Here is a 20,811-nt window from a genome sequence, read left to right as displayed (position 1 = left end):
GCCTACGCGTCGAACGGGACGACGGCGGATCGACACGCGGCGAGGGTTTTCGCTCCGCCGGGATCGTCGTCGCTGGTCGCGGGCACGATCGCCAGCTCGTCGATCCCGGCCTCCGCGTACTCCCGCGCCTTCGCGGCGACCTCCTCGCGCGAGCCCAGCAGACCCACCGTCGCGATCGCCTCGACCGGCACCGCGGCCAGCAGCTCACGCGGGTGCGGACGGGTGCGCGCGAAGTCCACCAGGTCACCGAACCCGGCCTCGCGGAACATTTCGCCGTACCCGGGCGCTGCCAGGTACCCGACGACGCCGCGGCGCAGCTGCTCGATCTCCGCGGGGCCGGGATCCACCGCGCCGACCACCCAGGCGGCGACCGGCGGCGGCGTCACCTCCGCCCGCGAAGCCGCTTCGCGCAGCCCCCGCACCAAAGAAGCCGCGGCGGCCGGGCTGACCAGGTTGACCACCATCCGGTCGGCGTGCCGCGCGGCGACGTCGAGAGCGCGCGGCCCGAACGCGGCGATCGTCAACGGCGACTTCGGTGCGGCCAGCCGCAACCGGTATCCCTGGGAACCAGCCACCGAGCCGTCCACAGTGGACTTATCACCGGAAACCAGCTGCCGCACGGCGATCGCGGACTCTTCGAGTGCGGTGGCTGCTCGGGAACGGGACCGGCCGTGCCAGCCCCGCACCACGACGTCGCTGGACGTGCCCAGCGCGACCCCGGTCGGGCGGCCGGTCAGCGCCGCGACCGACGCGACGCCCATCGCGATCGTCGCCGGGTCCCGCACGGTCACCGCGAGGGGCCCGAACGTCAAGGAGATGCGCGAAGTCGCAGCGCCGATCGCCGTGCCGAGCGCGAACGCGTCCCACGTCGCCATCTCGCCGATCCACAGCTCCGCGTACCCGGCGGCCTCGGCGGCCCGCGCGGTCTCCAGTGCCTCCTCCGGCGGCCGGTCCTGCCAGAGCCCCAGCGACACCGAAAGCTTCATGCCGAAGCCTGAACGATCATGGTCACCACTGTAGTAAAAGAGCCGCCGACGTTGAGCGTCAACGCCGTGCGCGCGCCCTCCACCTGCGTCTCGCCCGCGTCGCCGGTCACCTGCCGGGCGACGTCGTGCAGCATCCGGACGCCGGTCGCGCCGACCGGATGCCCGAGGCCGATCAGGCCGCCGCCCGGGTTGATCCCGGCCGTGTCGAGCCCGCCGTCGGCGATGAACTTCCCGCCGTCGCCGGGCGGCGCGGCGCCGAGGTGTTCGAGCGCGACGAGCCCGGTGATCGTGAAGCAGTCGTGCAGCTCGACGACGTCGAGCGCGTCCGGCCCGGCCACGCCCGCGCGCTCGTAAGCGTCGACGACCGCGCCACGCAGGTGCGGGAACAGGTACTCGCCGCCGGACGCGATCTTCTCGGCGAGGCCGATGTGGGAGGTGCGGTGCCCGAAGCCCGCGATGCGCGGGAAGCCGCCGCCGAGCCGCTCGGCGAACGCGGGCGAAGCCAGCAGGACCGCCGCGGCGCCGTCGGTGATCCGGCCGCAGTCCTGCTTGCGCAGCCGGCCCTCGATCACCGGGTTGAGGTCGTCGTCGGCGCCGAAGGCACCGGAAGGGAAGCACCAGTCGCGCGCCTGGGCGAGCGGATTCCTTGCGGCGCGGGCGAAAGCGTGCGAAGCGAACTGCCCGAGGTGCTCGGGATCGAGTCCGTACCGCGAGTCGTACGCCGAAGCGACGTCGGCGAAGAGCGCGGGCCACGGGAACTTCGCGGCGACGGCTTCGTGCCCGGCCCACGCGGCGGACCCTAGGTGCTCGGCGGCCCGCTGGCCGTCGACGTTGCGCATCAGCTCGACCCCGACGACCAGCGCCAGGTCGTAGCGCCCCGCCTCGATGTCGGCGCACGCGGCGAGGACGGCCGTGCTGCCGGACGCGCACGCGGCTTCGTGCCGGGTCGACGGCACCCCGTCCAGCTCCGGGACCGCGGCCACGAGCAGCCCGCCGAGCTGGGCCTGGCCGGTGAACAGCTCCGCCGCGAGGTTCCCGACGTGCGCGACTCCGACGTCCGACGCGCCGACCCCGGCGTCCGCGAGGGCCGCGGGCACGACCTCGGCGAACAGCTCGAGGATCCCGCGCCCCTCCTTCGCGTAGTTGCGCGCGAAGTCGGTCTGCGCCCCGCCCAGCACGAACACGGTCATGGCCTCACTCCAGACTTTCCCGCAGCTGCCGCTTCAGGATCTTCCCCACCGGGTTGCGGGGCAAGGCGTCGGCGTACTCGAGTCGTTCCGGGAGTTTGAACGCGGCCACCTTCTTCTCGCGCAGGTACGCGACCAGCTCTTCGAGCGAGGGCTTGCGCGCGCCCGGCACGACGACCGCGCAGACGCGCTCCCCCATGACGTCGTCGGGGACGCCGACCACGCCGACGTCGGCGACGTCCGGGTGCCCGGCCAGCAGGCCCTCGACCTCGGCGGGCGAGATGTTCATCCCGCCGCGGATGACCAGGTCCTTCATCCGGTCGACGTACTTCATGAACTCCCCTCGCTCCCCGGCGATCTCGAAGACGTCGCCGGTGCGGAAGTGCCCGTCCTCGTCGAAGGACGAGGTGTCGAGCGGCTCTCCCACCGAGGTGAGATACCCGGCGAACACCGTCGGCCCGGCGATGTGCAGCTCGCCGGGGCGCCCGGGCTCGGTCACGTGCTCGCCGGTGACCGGGTCGTGCAGCCGGACCGACGTCCAGGCGGCGACGGGCGTCGACCAGGTTACCTCGGAGGCGTAGTTCGGGAAGTAGCTCGCGCGCTGGTCCGGATCCGGGATGTCGACCGGACCGGACAGCAGCGCGGTGCCTTCGTTGGAGCCGAAGAAGTTGATGATGTCGATGCCGTACCGCTCGGCCCAGGTGCGCACGAGCCACGGCGAGAGCGGCGCCGAGCCGGACCCGATCTTGCGCAGGGCCGAGATGTCCACTCCGGACAGGATCTTTTCGTTGTGCAGCAGCATGGTCAGCAACGCCGGTGGCGCGAGCGTGTACGTCACGCGTTCGGCCGCGAGCTGCCCCAGGAACACCGGCAGGTCGAACGGGTGGTGCGGGACGAACACGGCGCCGGTCAGCAGCCACGGCAGGAACATCCCGCCGATGCCGGCCATGTTCGTCATCGGGAACGGCGACAGCAGGACGTCGTCGCGGGTCATCCCGGCGGCCTGGACGCAGCCGCCCGCCGTCGCGAGCCAGTCGCCGTGGCAGCGCGGGACCGCCTTCGGCTCGGCTTCGGTGCCGGACGTCCAGCAGATCGTCACGCAGTCGTTGATGTCGGTATCGAGCGTGCTCAGGTACGAGTCCAAAGTGGATTGTTCCACTTCGGACAACGGTTCTTCGGGCCAGGCCAGGGCGCCGGCCGGTTCGTCGTCCCCCCGGGCGACGACGAACCGGACCGACGGCGCCGAAGCGCCTACTAGCCCAAGGGCCGCCCCGGCGAGCGGGTGCTCGCCGTACCTGGATGCGGTCACCACCGCGACAGCCCCGGTGCGCCGGCACATCGGACCCATCTCGTGCTCCCGTAGGACACCGGGAACGAGGTGACCACGGCACCGATCCGCACGATCGCGAGGAACGCCTGCACCAGGGCCGAGCAGTTCGGCAGCTGCACGGCCACGACGTCTCCTGCTCGCACCCCTCTGGCGAGCAGGAACGCGGCCAGGACGTCGACACGTTCGTCGAGCCGGTTCCAGGTCCACCGCACCGGGTCGCGTCCGACCAGTGCGGTGGTGTTCGGTGGATCGACCAGCGCGAGACCCTCCGGGTCGGCACTGACCCGCTCCTTCACGAGCCGGTCGATCGTCTCCGCACTCCACCATCCCCGCGCCCGGAGATCCCGGGCGCGACCCTCTCGATGGCATCTCATGAACGGAGGTTTTCCAGCTGGTCCGCCCGGACCCAGGTCGCGTGAAAACCGAGCGGAACCCGCTGGGGCAACAGGACCCTGGCCACGGGTCCGGCAGCGAGATCGGCGGCGTCGAAGATGTCCAGTTCCGAGCGTCCCTCACGCTCGTCCTGCACGAACGTCACCAGGTAACCGTCCGCCGAATCGGCGGCTGCTCCGTCGCGGGGTGCGAACGGGGCCTCACTGCCCCACCGGCCGGGACCGAACCGGTATTCGGTCTTGGAGCCGGCAAGATTGTCGTGGCGCACGAGCCCGTCGAACTTCAGCGTCGACTCGGGCGAGATGTGCACCGCGTAGGAGTACCGGTTCTCACGACCGACTCCACGGGAGTCGACGGTCGGGAACTCGGTGTTGGCGTCGTCGAGCGGGGCCTCGTGGCACGCGCCGGTCCGCAGGTTGAAGCGGTAGCGGTGCAGCTGGGCGTCGAGCCGCAGGTAGGAGAGCATCTTCGCGAGCGGCGTGTGCGCGTCCGGCCGCGGGGCCGGCTTCTGCACGCGGCAGACGTCGAGGACGACCTCGTCACCGGATTCCCAGGCGTTGACGACGTGGTAGATGTAGCACGGGCTCGCTTCGAACCAGCGGATCTGGCTACCGTTCCCGTAGCGTGGCAGGACCCCGAACCGGCTCGGCATCGAGCGGTCGAAATGCAGCTTGTGGCGGCCCAGTTTCGCCGCCTGCACGTCCTGGACCAGCGGCAGGTCCATCAGCACCGCGTGGTGCTCGGTGATGGCCATGTCGTGCGGCAGGCGCGGGCCGGGCAGCTCGATCTCGGTGGTGGTGACGACCTTGCCGTCCGCGCTGATCACGCCGTAGCGCAGATACGGCGGGCGCGGGCCGTAGTCGAACCAGAACAGCTCGCCGGTGGCCTCGTCGACCTTGGGGTGGGCCATCATGTCCCCGACCAGGGTGCCGAGGAAGTCTTCGGCGCCGAGGGTCTCCAGCGAGAGCGGGTCGATGCCGTACGGCGAGCCGCACAGGTACCAGGTCGCGAGGATCCGGCCGCGGTGGAAGACGACGTCGGTGTTGGCGTTGTCCTTGAGGCCCAGGCCGTGGCTGTTGCCGAAGGGGTTGTTCTTCGGGTTCTCCATGACGCCGGTCCAGAGGCCCTTGCCGGCTTCGGACTCGGCCTCGAAGGCCTTCGTGCGGACCCAGCGGTTGCGGTAGCGCGCCTTGCCGTTCTCCAGGTGGACGGCGTGGATCATGCCGTCGCCGTCGAACCAGTGGTAGCGGCCTTCCGGGGCGAACCGCGGGTTCGGGCCGTTGCGCAGGTAGACGCCGTTGAGGTCCTTCGGGATCTCGCCGATGACCTGCAGGTCTTCGGCGTCGATCTCGGCGCCGACCGGGGCGTAGACGCCGAGCAGGTAGGGGTTGGCCTCGCCGGTGTCCGCCGTCCGGGCCACCATCAGCGGCTGTTCGGAGGTGCTGGTCATCGGGCTGCTCCCTGACTGTCGGGCTCACCGCGCTGGCTGATGGGGATGAGACTATGATTTGTGTAGTCAGGTGTCAATAGGCTTCTTTTGCTGTAGCCAGGTGTACGCTGAGGCCGTTCGTTGAACAGGGGGAAGACCGGTGACCGAGGCGACCGCACAACGTGTCCGGCCCGCGGGGGATCCGCTCCGGAGAGCACTGGAGCTGGTCGGTGACCAGTGGACGCTGCTCATCCTGCAGAGCCTGTTCCTGCGCTTCCGGCGCTACGAGGAGCTGCGCCTGCGGCTGGGCATCTCGCCGACCGCGTTGTCCGGACGCCTGCGGGACATGGTGGACGCGGGCATGCTCACCCGCGTGCCGTACCGGGACGCGCGCCGCACGCGGCACGAGTACCGGCTCACCGAACGCGGCCTGGAGCTGTGGCCGCTGCTGATCTCGATCTGGGCGTGGGAGCGCGAGTGGGTCGAAGGCCGCCGCGAGGTGCTGCCGACGCTGATCCACCTCGACTGCGAGCTGGCTACATCAGCGCCCCTCGGCTGCGGCGCCTGCGGCCGCCGGGTCGACGCCCGTGACGTGCGGGCTTCGCGACTGGACAGCACCGGCGTCGCGGCGGCGACGGCGTCCAAGCGCTTCCGCCGCAAGGACGCGGAGTCCCTGGCCGGCGACCCGATGATGTTCTTCCCCGACACGATGGAGCTGCTGGGCGACCGCTGGTCGACGGGGCTTCTGGTGTCCGCGCTGCTCGGCTGCCGGCACTTCTCGGAGTTCGAGCGCGAGCTGGGCATCGGGCCGAGCGTGCTGTCGGCCCGGCTGAGCAAGCTGGTCGAGGTCGGTGTGCTGCGCACCGGTACCGCGAAAACCCGCACCGACGCGCGGGACTACCGGATGACGGCGAAGGGGCTGGCGTTCTTCCCGGCACTGGCGTTCATCGCGGAGTGGTCGCGCGGCTTCGAGGTGGCGGGCCAGGAGCCGGACATCACGCTGCACCACGTCGAGTGCGGCAACCGGCTGCAGCCGATGCTGCTGTGCGACCACTGTGGCCGCCCGCTGACCCGCAAGTCGGTGCAGTTCGGCGGAGTGCCGTCCCCCAAACGCTGATGACGTGACGTAATCGACTCGCCAAGCGGTTTGTCTGATGCCAGGCTGGAGCGGTCACACGTCGTCAGTTCCGGAGGTAAGCATGAGTGAACCGAATCCGTCGCCCAGCGGCGAGGAGGACGACGTCAAGCGCAAGTTCCGGGAGGCGCTCGAGCGCAAGCAGGCGCACGCCCGCTCGGGAGCGTCCCACGAGAACGGCGGCGGCAAGAACCAGCACGCCCACGGGCCCGCGGCCAACAAGCGGACGTTCCGCCGCAAGAGCGGCTGAGACTCCGGGACTTCCGGAAGCTTCCGAAGGCCACCACGGACGCGCGTCCGTGGTGGCCTTCGGCGTACCCGGGCCCGGACCGGCGTCCTAGGGTGGGCCGATGGCCGGTCGGGTGCGGTGGGACGAGGCGTGGCGGAGCACGCGGCACGTCCTCTACGCCGGGGGCCGGCCCGAAGTGCGGGCGCGGTCGGCCGGCCTGGCCCGGTTGCGGGCCGCCGCCGTCGTCGGCACCGGGCTGTGGAGCGGGTTCGTGGCGGCGCAGACCGCACCGGGGGAAATGGCCGGAAGCCCGCTCGCCCTCGGGCTCGCCGCGGCGAGCGCGGTGCCCGCGATCATCGCCGTCCGGTCACCGCTGTGGGCGTGGCGGCTGCTCGTCGTGCTGATCGTGGCCACTCCGGCCGCGTACCCGGCGCTGCCCCGGCTGTGGGGCTGGCCGTGGTCGCCGGGTCTGGCGCTGACCGCCGCCGTGGTCTGGTTCCTGGTCGCGGCGGGCCACGCGCAGGCCGTCTTGGTCGTGGTCGGCGTGGTCTCGGCCGCGGCGATGGGCGTCTGGGTCGGGGACTGGCGCGACCTGGCCCTGCTGATGGCCCTGATGACCGCGGTGCTGCTCGGCGGCAACGCGGTGCGGCAGCGGCGGGTCGCCGAGCGGGAGAGCGCCGAACAGCGGCGACGGCGGGCGGCGGAGGAGACCAGGGCCGCGGTCCTCGAGGAACGCGCGCGCATCGCCCGGGAACTGCACGACGTGGTCGCCCACCACATGTCCGTGCTCGCGCTGCGCACCGGCTCCGCGCGCTACCGCTTCCCCGGGCTGCCGGACGAGCTGCGAACCGAGTTCGCCGAGCTGACCGGGACCGCGCGGGAAGGCATGGTCGAGATGCGCCGGCTGCTCGGTGTGCTGCGGACCGAGAGCACCGGCGAACCGGTCGCGCCGCAGCCGGACGTCACCCGGGTGGCCGAGCTGGCGGAGCGGGTGCGTGCCCTCGGCGCCGCCTGCACGGTGCGGGTGCGGGGTGACTTCGACGCGCTGCCCGCGGGCGTCGCCCTGTCCGCCTACCGGATCGTGCAGGAGGCGCTGAGCAACGCGGTCCGGCACTCGCCCGGCGCGGCGATCGACGTGGACCTGCGGGTCGGCGCCGGGTCCGTGCACGCGGCGGTGCGCAACGCCCCGGCCGGTCCCGGCCGCCCGCCCGGGACCGGCGGGCACGGACTGCTCGGCATGCGGGAGCGGGCCGCGATGCTCGGTGGCAGGCTGGTGGCCGGGCCGACGGCCGAGGGCGGGTTCGAGGTCGTCGCGGAGCTGCCGCTGGACCACGAGGAGAACGCGTGATTTCCGTGCTCATCGCCGACGACCAGACCATGGTCCGGCAGAGTTTCCGCGCCGTGCTGGACGCCCAGGACGACATGCGGGTGGTCGGCGAGGCCGCGAACGGCGCCGAAGCGGTGACCGGCTGCGCGGAGCTCTCGCCGGACGTCGTGCTGATGGACGTCCGGATGCCCGGTGTGGACGGTCTGGAAGCCACCCGCCGCGTCCTCGGCGCGGGCGGTGCCGTCCGCGTGCTGATGCTGACGACGTTCGACATCGACGAGTACGTCTACGGCGCGCTGCGCGCGGGCGCCAGCGGGTTCCTCCTCAAGGACGCGCCGCTGGACGACCTGGTCGTCGCGGTGCGCGTGGTCGCCGCGGGAAACGCCCTGTTCGCCCCGTCGGTCACCCGCAGGCTCATCGGCGAGTTCGCGGTCCGCGGCCGGGCCGCCGAGGCCGGTTCCCGGGGGCGTGCCGGGATCGCGGACTTGACCGAGCGCGAGACCGAGGTGCTCCGCCTGGTCGCGAAGGGCCTGTCCAACGCGGAGATCGCCCAAGCGCTGGTGATCGCCGAACAGACCGCGAAAACCCACGTCAGCAGGGTGTTCGGCAAACTCGGCGCGCGGGACCGGGCGCAGGCGGTCGTGGCCGCCTACGAAGCGGGCATCGTGGTGCCCGGCCGGTGATACCGGAGTAGCACGCGCGAGCAGCGGCCCTACCCGGGTGCCGCCGGAAGACGGCACCCGGGCACGACGACCGGTCGCCCGCCGTCGATCATCGTTGCGGCCATGGGGATCTCGCGGCGCACCAAGACCGTGGCGTTGACGGCGGCGGCGGCCTTCGCGCTCGTCGCGGTGCTGTGGTGGTCACTCGGCCGCCCGCTCGGCGTCGACTCCGCGGTGTACCGCGCCGGCGGGATCGCCGTGCTCCGCGGGGAGCCGCTCTACGGACACCTGTCGGCGTTGCCAGGGTGGGCGCCGGAGCTGCCGTTCACCTACCCGCCGTTCGCGGCCCTGCTGTTCACCCCGTTCGCGGCGCTGCCCGTGCAGTGGTGCTGGGGCCTGGTCGCGGTGACCGCGGCACCCGCGCTGGCCCTCGCCCTGCGGCCCTACGCTCCGGGCGCCACGGCGGTGCTCGTCGCTTTCGGCCTGCAGCCGGTGTGGCAGACCGTCGGGCTCGGCCAGCTCAACCTGGTGCTGATGGCGCTCGTGATCGTCGACGTCCTGCGCCGGCGCGGCTCGGCCGGCGGGGTCCTCATCGGCCTCGCGGCGGCGATCAAGCTGATCCCGCTGATCTTCGTCGGGCACCTGCTGCTCACCGGCCGCCGGGCCGACGCGGCGCGCGCGCTCGCCACGTTCGCCGGAGCCACCGCGCTCGGCGCCGTGCTGCTGCCGGCCGACTCGGCCCGGTACTGGACGTCCGCCCTGTTCAACGACCACTTCGCGCAGATGAAGGGCTGGGTGGGGAACCAGTCGTGGGCGGGGTTCGCCGCCCGGACGGCGCCCGGTCAGGTCTGGCTGCCGGTCGTCGCCGCGGTGGCCGTGGCGGGCGCGGCGTTCGTCGTCCGGTGGCGGCACCGGGCGGGCGACGAACGCGGCGCGTTGCTGGTCACCGCCGGGTGCGCGCTGCTGGTGAGCCCGATTTCCTGGACACACCATTGGGTGTGGATCGGGCCCGCGCTCGGGTACCTGCTCGCCACCGGCCGGCGGTGGTCCGCCCTGCTCCTCGCGGCGGTGTTCACCGGCTGGACCGTGGCGGTGGTGCCCGGCGGAGAGGGCCGGGAGCGGGACTGGACCGCCGGGCAGGCGCTCATCGGCAACGCCTACCTGCTGGTCGCCCTCGTCGCGGGCGTGGTGCTCGTGGCGGCGGCGATCCGCGACCGCCCCCGCCGCTTGGCGGGTTCCGGCAAGGTCCAGTAGCTGTCTTGAATGAGTCATTCAGGGCTTCCGAAGACCTGAATGACTCATTCAAGACGTTTGCGGAGCCGCCGGTAAGCGAACCAAGACGACTTGCCGGGGACGCCGTCCGGTCGAGCGCTTGTCCACACCACGGCGAGGCTGTGGACAAGCGGCTACGGCGTCAACGAACCCAGGTGGTCCAGCACCACGAACTCGCTCGACGTGCCCGCCACCGCCTTCCGCAGGGTCTCCAGACCGCCGTTGGGGTCCTTCGCCTGACCCAGCGGCAGGTCGAAGTCGTCCCAATGCGTCGCCGCCACGTACCTCGGTCCGCCGAGCGCGCTCAGGAGGCGCGGCACGTACTGCGTCACCTTCGCGCCGCCGACCGGCACGCACACGACGTCCGGATGGAGGCCGGCCAGCTCGGACTCCACGTAGTTCGACCCGCCGAAGTCCAGGACGCTCGCGCCGCCGCCGGTCACCTGATAGGCGAGCGTGCCGCCTTCCAGCAGGTCCTCGATCACCCTCGGCCGGTCGCGGCGGGACAGCGGCCGCGAGCCCGGGAACGGCACCCGGGCCCGTTCGCCGGTGGCCGAATGCAGGGACCGCAGGATCCGGATCGAGTAGCCGTCGAACGTCAGGTCCTCACCACCGGACGCGATCGCCAGCTGGTCCTCGGGCGCGCCCAGGGCGGCCATGAGACTCAAATGGGTCTCGGTGCCGAAGACCGTCGCGCCGGTGCGCTTGGCCAGGTAGGGGACGTCGGTGAGGTGGTCGTAGTGGCCGTGCGTCACTAGGATGTGGTCCGCGCGCAGCTCACCGCGGTCGAGGTAGCCGTCGATCAGCGCCTTGTTCACCGAGAGCGGCGTGCGGGGGTTCGCGCCCGCCGGGGTGTACGTCCCGGTCTTGAACCGCGTGAGCCACGGGTCGATGAGGATCGTCTTCGTCCCGGTCGAACCCGGCACGCGGATCTCCCAGCCGTTGTTCCCCCACCACCGCAAAGTCATCCGCGACGTCCCCCGAGGCGCCGGCGTCGCCGAAGCCGCCGGCACGCCGGCGAGGATCGTGGCCGCCGCCGCGCCCGCGCCGAACAGCCCCCGTCTGCTGAGTCCTGTGTTCATGACGGGCACCAGACCACGAACCCGCTGGCAGTGTCCAAGATCGAGACGTCGGCATGTCGATATGCGAACGAGTATCGTCGCAGCGTGGACCACCTTCGCTCGCTGCGCTACTTCCTCGTCGTCGCCGAGGAACTGCACTTCGGCCGCGCCGCCGAGCGGCTCGGCATCGCGCAGCCGCCGTTGAGCCAGCGCGTGAAGCGGCTCGAAGCCGAGCTGGGCGCCAAGCTGTTCGACCGCGGCCGCCGCGTCACGCTCACCGAGGCCGGCGAGGTTTTGCGTGCCGAAGCCCGGGACCTCCTGGGCCGCTGGGACCGGATGACGGCGCTGGTCGCGAAGGCCGAGCGCGGCGAGATGGACGCCCTGCGCGCGGGCGTGCCGCCGGAGCTGCCGGGGCGCGTGCTCGCCGCGCTCCTGACGGCGTTCGCCACGCAGTACCCGGCGGTCCGGCTCGACCTGCAGGAGCTGACCACGGCCGAGCAGGTGCGGCTGCTGGCCGACCGTTCGCTGGACGCCGGGCTCCTCCAGCTGCCGGTGGACGTCGTCGGGCTCGACCTCGGGCCGGCCGTCGACACACCGCTGGGCGTGGTCCTCCCCCGGGATTCGGCGCTGGCCCGGCACGCGTCGCTGACGCTGGCCGACCTGGCCGGGGAAGGCCTGGTGTACGCCCCGCGCGCGGCGGCGCCCGGGAGTTACGACGCGCTGCTGCGCACGTGCTGGGACCACGGCTTCCGCCCGGCTTCGATCCGGCACGCGCGCAATCCGGAGTTCGTGCTCGGCCTGGTCCTGGCCGGACACGGGGTGGCGTTCGAGCCGCGGGCCCGCAAGGAACCGCGCGTGGTCTGGCGACCCCTCGAAGGCGAGGTCCTGCGGGCGCGGACGGCGTTCGCCTGGCCGTCGTCGAGCCCGCACCCGCAGGCGGCGAAGCTGGCGGAGATCGCGGCGGGAGTGCTCAGGGACGACGGCGTCTCGCGGTTGGTGCCGCCGGACCCGGGCGGAGCACGGCCGTGGGACGTGTTCTACGAGCGCAGCTGATCCACCGCCGCGCGAGCCGCGTCGCCGATCGCGCGGTCGATGTCCGGCCGTCTCAACGTCTCCGCCCCGCCGACCGTGAACACCGCGACCGCGTAGGACAGGCCGTCCGGGTACGTGACGATCCCGATCTCGTTGCGGATCCCCGGCATCGTCCCGGTCTTGGCCGCCACCGCCACCTCCGGCGGGAACCCCGCCGTCAGCCGATGCCAGCTGACCTGCGCCGACATCCACTCGCGGACCTGCGCACCAGGCCCGGGGTCGCTCCAGACCGCGGACAGCAACGAAGTCATCTCACGAGGTGTGGTCGCCGAAGTCCGCAAAGGATCCAACGCCCGCAAGGGAAGTCCGGCGACGGTGTCGTCGATGATCGTGCGCAGGAGATCCCGCGGCGCGCCGATGACGGAAGTCCGCGTCAGGCCCAGTTCGGCCAGCAACGACCGGACGTTCTCCACGCCGACCCGGTCGAACAGCAGGTCCGCGGCCGTGTTGTCCGACACCGACAACGCCAGCAGCGCCGCGTCGCGCAGGCTGTAGGAAACGTCATCGGCGAAACCCGACGAGCCGCTGCCCCCGAGCCGGTCGGCCGCCGTCGCCCGCACCCGGTCCGTCGGGTCGAGCTGGCCCGCCGCCACCTGACGGGCGAACTCGTACGCCAGCGCCACCTTCACCACGGACGCCAGCACGACCGGCGAGTCCGCGTCGACACCGACGGAATCGGGGGAACCGAGACGGCGGGCGTGCAGGAAACCCCGTACGCCCGCCGCTTCGAAGATGTCCTCAGGGGTCACCCGGTCATGATGGACCGCAGCCGCCCGACCTCCGCCATCCGGCGCTCCGCGAGCCGGTCGGCCGCCGTCGCGGGGGGCACGCCGTCGGCCTCGGCCAGCGCGAACACGGCCTTCGTCGTGTCGAAGATCGCCGTCGTCTTGCGCTTGGCGCGCTCGAAGTCGAAGCCGTGACGCTCGTCGTCCACCTGGATCACGCCGCCGGCGTTGACCAGGTAGTCCGGCGCGTACAGCACGCCGCGGTCGGCGAGCTGCTTGTCGATGCCGGCGTGCGCGAGCTGGTTGTTCGCCGCGCCGCAGACGACCTTCGCGCCGAGCACCGGCACCGACGAGTCGTCGAGGACGCCACCCAGCGCGCACGGCGCGAAGACGTCCAGCTCGGTCCGCAGCAGAGTGTCCACATCGGACGCGACCTGCACGGACGGGTAGCTCTCGAGCGTGCGCGAGATCGCCGGGGCGTAGACGTCGGTGATGGTCACCTGCGCACCCGCGTCGACCAGGTGCCCGACGAGGATGTGCCCGACCTTGCCGACGCCGGCGACGCCGACGCGCTTGCCGGCCAGGTCCGGGCTGCCCCAGAGGTGCTCGACCGAGGCCCGCATGCCCTGGAACACGCCGAACGCCGTGAGCACGGAGGAGTCACCGGCGCCGCCGTCTTCCGGCGAGCGGCCGGTGACGAAGTCGGATTCGCGGGCCACGATGTCCATGTCCCGCACGTACGTGCCCACGTCGCACGCCGTGATGTAGCGGCCGCCGAGGGACTGCACGAAGCGTCCGTACGCGCGCAGCAGCGCTTCGGACTTGAGCGTCTTCGGGTCGCCGAGGATCACGGCCTTGCCGCCGCCGAGGTCGAGGCCGGCCAGCGCGTTCTTGTACGCCATGCCCTTGGACAGCGCGAGCACGTCGTCGAGCGCGTCGGATTCGGTGGCGTAGGGGTGGAAGCGCGTCCCGCCCAAGGCAGGTCCGAGCGCCGTGGAGTAGATGCCGATGATGGCCTTGAGGCCACTGGCCTGGTCGTGGCAGTACACGACCTGTTCGTGCCCGGTGCCCCGGGCGAACACTCCTTCGGTCACGGTGGTGACTCCTTTGTCTCCAGCGCCCGGTTCGTGGCCGGGACGCGCTTCGAGGGTGGCAGGGAGGCAGGGCGGAGGTCGTCCGCCCTGGTGCCTTCCGGGCACCAACCTAGATCCCCGCCGATCACCGGACCAGTGGAGGTCCCGCGATACGGACGGGTAGCACGGAGATCAGCCGCGGACCACCTTGCCGAGCGCGTTCATCGCCGTCTCGAGCTGGGTGTCGGAGAGGTACGGCGCCGGGCCGAAGCGCAGGTACTGCCCCCGGCTGTCGGTCTTGACGCCCTGGGCGGCCAGTGCCGCCTGCAGCCCGCCCGCGTCGGCGCAGCGCAGCGAGAGGAACCCGCCGAGCCGGTCCAGCGGCGTCTCGCGATCCCGCGTCACGACGTCCTCGGGCAAGCCGAGCGAGTCGAACACCGACGTGAGCAACCCGACCTGGTGCTGCGAGACCTCGCGCAGGAACTCCGGTGTGAGGCCCTGCTCGGCGAAGAACCGCTGGACCCGGACGCCGCGGTAGTGGCTGGCCGGGTCGTAGGTGGCGCCGGCGAACCGATCGCCGCCGGTCGCGTAGGGCACCGCGCCGGGGTGGCGCGCGTCGGCGAGCGCGCCGAACTCGGCGTACCAGCCGGTGATCACCGGCCGCAGCTCCTGGGCGTGCGCCGGCAGCCGCAGGAAGCAGTTGCCCTCGCCGAGCTGCAGGTACTTGTAGCCGCCGCCCAGCACCCAGGCGTTGGTGAGCCCGAGGTCGTGCAGCGGGAACGGCACGACGCCGAGCGCGTGGTAGGCGTCGACGACGAGCTCGATCGACCGGTCGCGGCACGAGTCGGCCAGGTGCGCGAGCCCCGGGACCAGCCGCGACGTCTCGAACAGCACGGCCGAGACGAGCACCGCGGCGGTGTTGTCGTCGACTTCGGCGGCGACGCGCTCGGCGAGCGTCGTCACCGGTTCCAAGGGCACCCGCACGACCTCGACGCCCTCCTCCTCGATGCGGGCGAGCTGGCGGCGCAGGGTGTGGAACTCGCCGTCGGTGGTGACCAGGCGCGGTCTTCGCGGCAGCCCCATCGCCGACAGGAACCGCAGCACCAGGTCGTGCGTGCTCGCGCCGAGCGCGTACTCGCCGTGCGGGTCGCCGAGCAGCAGGCGGAACCCCGCACGCAGCTCGTCGGCCTTCGCGAACGCGCGCTCCCACTTCTCGTCGACGTCGCGAGCGGCGTCCGCGAAGGACTCCCGCAGTCCCTCCTCCGCGACGTCCGGCCACGCCTGGTGCGAATGCGCGGACAGCAGCAGCCGTTCCGCGACCGCGAACCGGGAGTAGTGCGGGGCGAGCGCGTTGTGGTCACCGCGCAGGTCGTCCAAAGTGGTCACAGTCGGCTCCGTACGGCCCAGAGATCCGGGAACATCGGCTGGAAGAGCGTGGTACGCAGGTAGGTCGCGCCGGACGATCCCCCCGTCCCGGTCTTGTCGCCGATGGTGCGTTCGACCATCTTCACGTGCCGGTAGCGCCACTCCTGCATCCCTTCGTCGAGATCCACCAGACATTCCGCGACGACCGACGGTCCGCCGTCGTCGCTGTACACGTCCAGCAATATCGCCTGCAGGGCGGAAGAGGGCTCCACCGGTCGAGTGACGTCTCGGTCACACTCGACCGCATAGCCAGAAACCTTGAGGTACGCGAGAAAAGAGTCGAACAACGACGGCCGCGCCATCGCTTCGGCGATGCCTTTCCGCTGCTCGCCGCCTTCGGGGTAGTGCGCGAACACGCGCTCGTCACGCCGCCCCAGCACGGCTTCCAGCTCGCGGAACTGGGCCGACTGGAAGCCGCTCGAAGCGTCCAAACGGGTGCGGAAGCTCGTGAACTGGCTGGGCGTCATGGTTTCCAGCACGTCGATCTGCGCGACGGCGACCTTCAGGATCGTCAGGATCCGCCGCAGGACCCGGATCGAGTGCGCGGTGTTCCCCTTTTCGAGGTTGCGCTGGAGGAACTCCGCCTCGTGGAGGATCTGCTTGAACCACAGCTCGTACACCTGGTGGATCACGATGAACAGCAGCTCGTCGTGCTCGTCGGACCGGGTGCGCTGGGCGCCCAGCACCTCGTCCAGCGCCAGGTAGGACGTGTAGCTCAAAGCTTCCTGGGTCGCCTGGCTGGGTTCGGTCATCCTTGGGTCACCTCGTCGAAGTGGCGCTGCGCGGGTTTCGCGAGCGCGGTGTACAGATCGTGGAACAACTCGACCGCGGCCGCCCGGTGATCCGGTGCGGGCACCAGGTCGGCGGGCAGTTCGGGGTCGAGCGACGGGAACGCCCGGAACGTGTGCACCAGGCGCGTGCGGACGGCGAAGGCTTCGGCGTCCGGGGTGTTCTTCCCCGCGTACCCGCCGAACTGCCCGACGAACGCCGTGTAGCGCGCGGCGAGGTCGTCGAGGTCCCAGGCCCGGCCGGCGAAGCGGCGGACGTCGAGCGCGGCCGAGGGCCGGCCGAGCAGCAGCCCGGCGTGCTCGGTGACGTCCAGCTCGCCGAGCAGGGCGACGACCTCGGCCTCGCGGTCGTGCGGGGCGATCCAGGTGCCGTCCTGGTAGGGCCCGAACCCGAGGAACCGCAGCCGCCGCACCAGGCGTTCCCGGGCTTGACGGCGGCTCTCCGGGATGCTCTGCCACAGCACGGTCCACTCGCCGGCGGCGCGCTCGCGGCGGCCGAGGGAGAAGATCCGGTGGTCGCCGTCGGCGAGCAAAGCGATGGTGCGGCGCGTCAGCGAGTAGTGCACGGTGCGGCCCTCGCGGTGGCGCTGGAGCAGGCCGCGGCGCACCACGCGGGTGAGCGCGATCCGGGCCGCGCCGTCGGAGAAGCCCAGCTCGGCGAGCGCCGCGACCAGGCCGCCCGACCACACCCGGCGGGTTTCCCGCGGGTGCACGTAGCTGCCCAGCAACGTCACGACCAGCTCCTGGGGGCTGGCGTCGAAGGCGTCTCCGGGCATGGCGCAACTCTATACACCTCAGGCCGCTGCGGTGTAGCTTGATTTGCGTGACGTACTTCGCGGATCTCAGCTCGCGGCAGGTCGCGGCCTTGGCGGACGGCGACCGCACCCCGGTCCTGCTGCTCCCGCTGGGCGCGATCGAGCCGCACGGGCCGCACGCGCCGCTGGGCACCGACCCGCTGATCTCGCGCGGGATGTGCGAGCGCGCGGCCGACCGGCTGGCGGCCGATTCCGAACTGCACGTCCTGGTCCTGCCCGAGGTCCCTTACGGCGTGACGCGGTTCGCGGCCGGGTTCGCCGGCGGTGTCCACATCGGCGAGGAGACACTGCACTCGCTGCTCGTCGACATCGGCGCGGCGCTGATCGGCCAGCGACTGCGGCGGATCCTGCTGGTCAACAACCACTTCGAGCCCGCGCACCTGGTCACGCTGAGGCGCGCGGCGGAGACGTTGAACTTCGCCTACGACGGCCGCGTCGCGCTGCTCGACCTCGTCCGGCGGCGGCACGCGCAGCGGCTGACCGACGAGTTCCGCTCCGGCGAGTGCCACGCGGGCCGCTACGAGACGTCCCTCGTGCTCGCCGACCGGCCGGAGCTGGTCGACCAGCCGTTGATGCGGACGTTGCCGCACGTGCCGGTGAGCTTGGCTTCGGCCCCTTCCGATGGCGGCTTCCGCGAGATGGGGATGACCGAGGCGTACTGCGGTTCGCCGGCCGAGGCGACCGCGTCCGAAGGGGAAGAGACGTTCTCGACCCTGACCGACCTGCTGGTGGAAGCGATCCTGGAGCTGGCCCGTGAGTGAGCCGTTCAACCTCGCCACGCACTTCCTCGACCGGCACGTGGCTTCGGGCCGGGGTGACCGGACCGCCCTACTGGTCGGCGATCGTTCGGTGAGCTATTCGGAGCTGGCGCGGCTGGCCAACCGGGTCGGCAACGTGCTGCGCGACGCCGGCGTCCGAAGAGGACAGCGCGTGCTGCTGGCGCTGAGCGACGGCGACGAGTTCGTCGCGACCTGGTACGGCGCGCAGAAGATCGGCGCCGTCACGGCCGAGGTCTACCCGTTCCTGCAGCCCAAGGACTACGCGTACTACCTCGGCTACACCGAGGCCGTCGCGGTGATCGCCGACGCCGTCACCCTGCCCGCTCTCCGCGAAGCGGGTGCTACTGGGCTCTTGGTCACCGGCGTGCCCGAAGACGAGCTGCGGCCCGACGAACGTCCATTTCGGACGCTCGTCGACGCGGCGCCGGACACCCTCGAAGCCGCCCCGACCACGGTGGACGACGTCGGGATCTGGAAGTTCACCACCGGCAGCACCGGCGCGCCCAAAGCGTGCGTACATCCCTTGCGCAGTGCGAAAGAGAGCTTCGAGCGGTACGCCGTCCAGGTGCTCGGGCTGCGGGAGGACGACCGCGTGCTCGCCGTGCCCAAGCTGTTCTTCGGCTACGCACGAGACCTGGTGGCGCTGTTCCCGTTCGGCGCCGGCGCGGCCGGGATCGCGTTTCCCGAGCGCAGCACGGCGGACCTGATGTTCGAGCTGATCGCGCGTCACCGCCCGACGGTGCTGGTGAACGTGCCGACGATGATGAGCGCGATGGTCGCGCACCCGGCCGCGGCCGAGCAGGACCTGAGCTGCCTGCGGATGACGACGTCCGCCGGCGAGGCGCTGCCTCCGGAGCTGCACCGGAAGTGGGACGCGGCCTTCAGGGTGCCGGTGGTCGACGGGATCGGGTCGTCCGAGGCCTACCACATCTACCTGTCGAACCGCCCCGGCTCCGCGCGGGCCGGCACGCTCGGGACCGAGGTGCCGGGCTACCACGCGCAGGTCGTCGACGAGCTGGGGAACCCGTTGCCGGACGGGGAAATCGGGCCGCTGCGGGTCACCGGGCCGACGATCGCGCTGGAGTACTTCGGCGATCTGGAGAAGTCCGCGAAGACGTTCGACGGCGACACGCTGACGTCCGGCGACCTCTTCAGCCGGGTGGACGGGTACTTCCGCCACCACGGACGCGCGGACGCGCTGCTGAAGGTCGGCGGGGTGTTTGTCGCGCCCGGCGAGATCGAGGACTGCCTGCTCGGGCACCCTTCGGTGGTGGACTGCGCGGTGGTCGGCCAGGAGGTCGACGGCCTGGTCGTGCCGCGCGCATACGTCGTGGTGCGAGCTACGGTGACTGCCGACGACCTGAAGGACCACGTGAAAGCCCGGCTGGCCAAACACAAGTACCCCCGCGAAGTGGTGTTCATGACGGAACTTCCCCGGACCGCCAACGGAAAGCTCGACCGGCGCGCGCTGGCGGGCCGGTCGTGAGCCGCCTGGTCGTGGTCACCGGCGGTACCCGCGGCATCGGTGCCGCGATCGCCTCCCGGTTCCGGTCCGCGGGCGACGAGGTGCTCGCGCCGGGCCGCGCCGAATGCGACGTCACCGACGAGGACGCCGTCGCGGCCTACTTCGCGGCGGCGGGACCGGTGGACGTGCTGGTGAACAACGCCGGGATCTCCTCCAGCGCCCCGCTTTCGCGGACTTCGCTCGCCGATTGGCAGTTGCAGATCGAGGTCAACGCGACGGGCGCGTTCCTGTGCACCCGCGCGGTGCTGCCCGGAATGCGCGAGCGTGATCGCGGCCGGATCGTCACGGTGGCGTCGACGGCGTCGCACGTCGGCTACCGTTACACGGCCGGGTACACGGCGTCGAAGCACGCGGCGGCCGGGCTGATGCGGGCGGTCGCGGCGGAGCTGGCCGGCACCGGCGTCACGGCGAACGCGGTCTGCCCGGCGTTCGTCCGCACCGACATGACGGCGACCTCGGTGGCGCGGATCCAGGAGCGGACGGGACGTTCGGTCGACGACGCCGAGTCCGCGCTGGCGGCGGCGTCCCCGCTCGGCCGGCTGCTGGAACCTGCGGAGGTGGCGTTCGCCGTCGCCTTCCTGGCGGCGCCCGAAGCCGCCGCGATCAACGGCCAGACCCTCGTACTCGACGGCGGAGGAATCCAGTCATGAGCCCGTTCCGCGCGACCGCACCGCTGACGAAGGAGTGGGAACACTTCGAGTTCACCGTCTCCGACGGCGTGGCGACCGTGACGTTCACCCGGCCGGAGAAGCTGAACGCGCTGACGTTCGACGTCTACGCCGATCTGCGGGACCTCGTGGTCGAGCTGCCGCAGCACGAAGACGTGCGGGTGCTGGTGATCACCGGGCAGGGCCGCGGCTTCTGCTCGGGTGGCGACGTCGAGGAGATCATCGGCGAGCTGCAGAAGTTCGAGACGGCGGAGCTGCTGGAGTTCACGCGCATGACGGGCGCGGTGGTGAAGGCGCTGCGCGAGTGCCCGCTGCCGGTGATCGCGGCGGTCAACGGCGTCGCGGCGGGCGCGGGTTCGGTGATCGCGCTGGCCAGCGACTTCCGGCTGCTGGCCGAGTCGGCGAAGTTCGCGTTCCTGTTCACGAAGGTGGGCCTGGCGGGGGCCGATATGGGCTCGGCGTATCTCTTGCCGCGGTTGGTGGGCCTGGGCCGGGCGACCGAGCTGCTGATCCTGGGTGACAAGGTGTCCGCCGCGCGAGCTTCGGAGATCGGGTTGGCCACCCAGGTGGTGCCGGACGATTCGCTGGCTTCGACGGCGTCCGCGTTGGCCCGGCGCCTGGCGGACGGCCCGGCGCTGGCGTACGCGACGACGAAGGTGCTGCTGACCCGCGAGCTGGACATGGACCTGGGCAGCGCGATCGAGCTGGAAGCGATGACCCAGGCGCTGCTGATGACGGCGAAAGACCACAAGGAGTTCTACGCGGCCTGGTCGGCCGGGCGGGAACCCCGCTGGACCGGCCGCTAGTGTCGCGCGCGGCAAGTTCGTCGACGTTCGGGCCGCTGGAGCGAGGGCGCTCGCCGAGCCCGGGCCCGGCTCGGTAGCCCGGACCAAAGGTCTTGAATGAGTCA

General features: G+C 71.7%; 20 protein-coding genes and 1 pseudogene. 10 read left to right on the top strand and 11 right to left on the bottom strand.

The window, feature by feature from the left end:
- Positions 1-2: 2 nt before the first annotated feature.
- From AB0M59_RS41825 to AB0M59_RS41805, 5 genes and pseudogenes are all read right to left on the bottom strand, one after another.
- Positions 3-986 carry an LLM class F420-dependent oxidoreductase gene (locus AB0M59_RS41825; protein ID WP_364626965.1) on the bottom strand — a complete coding sequence of 328 codons (984 nt, stop codon included), beginning with the start codon at positions 984-986 and terminating at the stop codon, positions 3-5.
- Positions 983-2,176, bottom strand: coding sequence for an acetyl-CoA acetyltransferase (locus AB0M59_RS41820; protein ID WP_364626964.1), 1,194 nt, complete (start codon positions 2,174-2,176; stop codon positions 983-985). The genes AB0M59_RS41825 and AB0M59_RS41820 overlap by 4 nt, the downstream gene beginning before the upstream one ends.
- A 4-nt stretch (positions 2,177-2,180) precedes the next feature.
- Positions 2,181-2,462 carry a hypothetical protein gene (locus AB0M59_RS41815; protein ID WP_364627041.1) on the bottom strand — a complete coding sequence of 94 codons (282 nt, stop codon included), beginning with the start codon at positions 2,460-2,462 and terminating at the stop codon, positions 2,181-2,183.
- A gap of 204 nt (positions 2,463-2,666) precedes the next feature.
- Positions 2,667-3,877: pseudogene (locus AB0M59_RS41810) on the bottom strand (AMP-binding protein); the annotation flags it as partial.
- On the bottom strand, positions 3,874-5,346 hold the full coding sequence (locus tag AB0M59_RS41805; RefSeq protein ID WP_364626962.1) for a carotenoid oxygenase family protein: 1,473 nt from the start codon (positions 5,344-5,346) through the stop codon (positions 3,874-3,876). The gene AB0M59_RS41805 and the pseudogene AB0M59_RS41810, both read right to left, overlap by 4 nt.
- A 139-nt stretch (positions 5,347-5,485) precedes the next feature.
- On the opposite strand from AB0M59_RS41805, the gene AB0M59_RS41800 reads away from it, so the two are divergent.
- From AB0M59_RS41800 to AB0M59_RS41780, 5 genes are all read left to right on the top strand, one after another.
- Complete coding sequence (locus AB0M59_RS41800) at positions 5,486-6,442, top strand: winged helix-turn-helix transcriptional regulator (RefSeq protein ID WP_364626961.1); 957 nt, start codon at positions 5,486-5,488, stop codon at positions 6,440-6,442.
- Between the two features lie 82 nt (positions 6,443-6,524).
- Positions 6,525-6,710 carry a DUF5302 domain-containing protein gene (locus AB0M59_RS41795; protein ID WP_004559232.1) on the top strand — a complete coding sequence of 62 codons (186 nt, stop codon included), beginning with the start codon at positions 6,525-6,527 and terminating at the stop codon, positions 6,708-6,710.
- Positions 6,711-6,810: 100 nt separating this feature from the next.
- Complete coding sequence (locus tag AB0M59_RS41790) at positions 6,811-8,037, top strand: histidine kinase (protein WP_364626959.1); 1,227 nt, start codon at positions 6,811-6,813, stop codon at positions 8,035-8,037.
- Entirely contained in the window at positions 8,034-8,699 is a 666-nt protein-coding gene (locus tag AB0M59_RS41785) for a response regulator transcription factor (protein WP_364626957.1), read from the top strand. Before AB0M59_RS41790 ends, AB0M59_RS41785 begins: the two co-directional genes overlap by 4 nt.
- A gap of 102 nt (positions 8,700-8,801) precedes the next feature.
- The gene (locus AB0M59_RS41780; RefSeq protein WP_364626955.1) at positions 8,802-9,932 is read left to right on the top strand and encodes a glycosyltransferase 87 family protein; all 1,131 of its coding nucleotides are present in this window, start codon (positions 8,802-8,804) and stop codon (positions 9,930-9,932) included.
- Between the two features lie 152 nt (positions 9,933-10,084).
- On the opposite strand, the gene AB0M59_RS41775 is transcribed toward AB0M59_RS41780, so the two are convergent.
- A complete protein-coding gene (locus AB0M59_RS41775) occupies positions 10,085-11,032 on the bottom strand; it encodes an MBL fold metallo-hydrolase (RefSeq protein WP_364626953.1) in 948 nt (315 codons plus the stop codon).
- Positions 11,033-11,116: 84 nt separating this feature from the next.
- On the opposite strand from AB0M59_RS41775, the gene AB0M59_RS41770 reads away from it, so the two are divergent.
- Positions 11,117-12,064: a LysR substrate-binding domain-containing protein gene (locus tag AB0M59_RS41770; protein ID WP_364626951.1), complete on the top strand. Its 948-nt coding sequence runs from the start codon at positions 11,117-11,119 to the stop codon at positions 12,062-12,064.
- Here the strand turns inward: AB0M59_RS41770 and AB0M59_RS41765 are convergent.
- The 5 genes from AB0M59_RS41765 to AB0M59_RS41745 all read right to left on the bottom strand — a co-directional run bounded on the left by AB0M59_RS41765 (position 12,049) and on the right by AB0M59_RS41745 (position 16,890).
- Positions 12,049-12,852: a serine hydrolase gene (locus AB0M59_RS41765; protein WP_364626950.1), complete on the bottom strand. Its 804-nt coding sequence runs from the start codon at positions 12,850-12,852 to the stop codon at positions 12,049-12,051. The two genes, AB0M59_RS41770 and AB0M59_RS41765, sit on opposite strands and share 16 nt — an antisense overlap.
- Positions 12,849-13,922: a Glu/Leu/Phe/Val dehydrogenase dimerization domain-containing protein gene (locus AB0M59_RS41760; protein WP_364626948.1), complete on the bottom strand. Its 1,074-nt coding sequence runs from the start codon at positions 13,920-13,922 to the stop codon at positions 12,849-12,851. Before AB0M59_RS41760 ends, AB0M59_RS41765 begins: the two co-directional genes overlap by 4 nt.
- Before the next feature lie 171 nt (positions 13,923-14,093).
- On the bottom strand, positions 14,094-15,287 hold the full coding sequence (locus tag AB0M59_RS41755; RefSeq protein WP_364626946.1) for a kynureninase: 1,194 nt from the start codon (positions 15,285-15,287) through the stop codon (positions 14,094-14,096).
- Complete coding sequence (locus AB0M59_RS41750) at positions 15,284-16,078, bottom strand: tryptophan 2,3-dioxygenase family protein (protein ID WP_364626944.1); 795 nt, start codon at positions 16,076-16,078, stop codon at positions 15,284-15,286. Before AB0M59_RS41750 ends, AB0M59_RS41755 begins: the two co-directional genes overlap by 4 nt.
- Entirely contained in the window at positions 16,075-16,890 is an 816-nt protein-coding gene (locus tag AB0M59_RS41745) for a PaaX family transcriptional regulator C-terminal domain-containing protein (protein ID WP_364626943.1), read from the bottom strand. Before AB0M59_RS41745 ends, AB0M59_RS41750 begins: the two co-directional genes overlap by 4 nt.
- Before the next feature lie 47 nt (positions 16,891-16,937).
- Here AB0M59_RS41745 and AB0M59_RS41740 point away from each other — a divergent pair, with 47 nt between their 5' ends.
- The 4 genes from AB0M59_RS41740 to AB0M59_RS41725 are packed head-to-tail and all read left to right on the top strand — an operon-like array spanning position 16,938 to position 20,707.
- Positions 16,938-17,690: a creatininase family protein gene (locus tag AB0M59_RS41740; protein WP_364626941.1), complete on the top strand. Its 753-nt coding sequence runs from the start codon at positions 16,938-16,940 to the stop codon at positions 17,688-17,690.
- Positions 17,683-19,194: a benzoate-CoA ligase family protein gene (locus tag AB0M59_RS41735; RefSeq protein WP_364626939.1), complete on the top strand. Its 1,512-nt coding sequence runs from the start codon at positions 17,683-17,685 to the stop codon at positions 19,192-19,194. The genes AB0M59_RS41740 and AB0M59_RS41735 overlap by 8 nt, the downstream gene beginning before the upstream one ends.
- Entirely contained in the window at positions 19,191-19,883 is a 693-nt protein-coding gene (locus tag AB0M59_RS41730) for an SDR family oxidoreductase (RefSeq protein WP_364626937.1), read from the top strand. Before AB0M59_RS41735 ends, AB0M59_RS41730 begins: the two co-directional genes overlap by 4 nt.
- Positions 19,880-20,707, top strand: a complete 828-nt coding sequence (locus AB0M59_RS41725; RefSeq protein WP_364626936.1) for an enoyl-CoA hydratase family protein — start codon at positions 19,880-19,882, stop codon at positions 20,705-20,707. The genes AB0M59_RS41730 and AB0M59_RS41725 overlap by 4 nt, the downstream gene beginning before the upstream one ends.
- The last annotated feature ends 104 nt before the right edge of the window (positions 20,708-20,811 follow it).

Origin of the sequence: Amycolatopsis sp. NPDC051371 (assembly GCF_040682155.1) — a bacterium.
Classification (GTDB): domain Bacteria; phylum Actinomycetota; class Actinomycetes; order Mycobacteriales; family Pseudonocardiaceae; genus Amycolatopsis.
The sequence above is the reverse complement of the archived record's forward strand: the minus strand, read 5'-3'. Positions and strand labels throughout refer to the sequence as shown.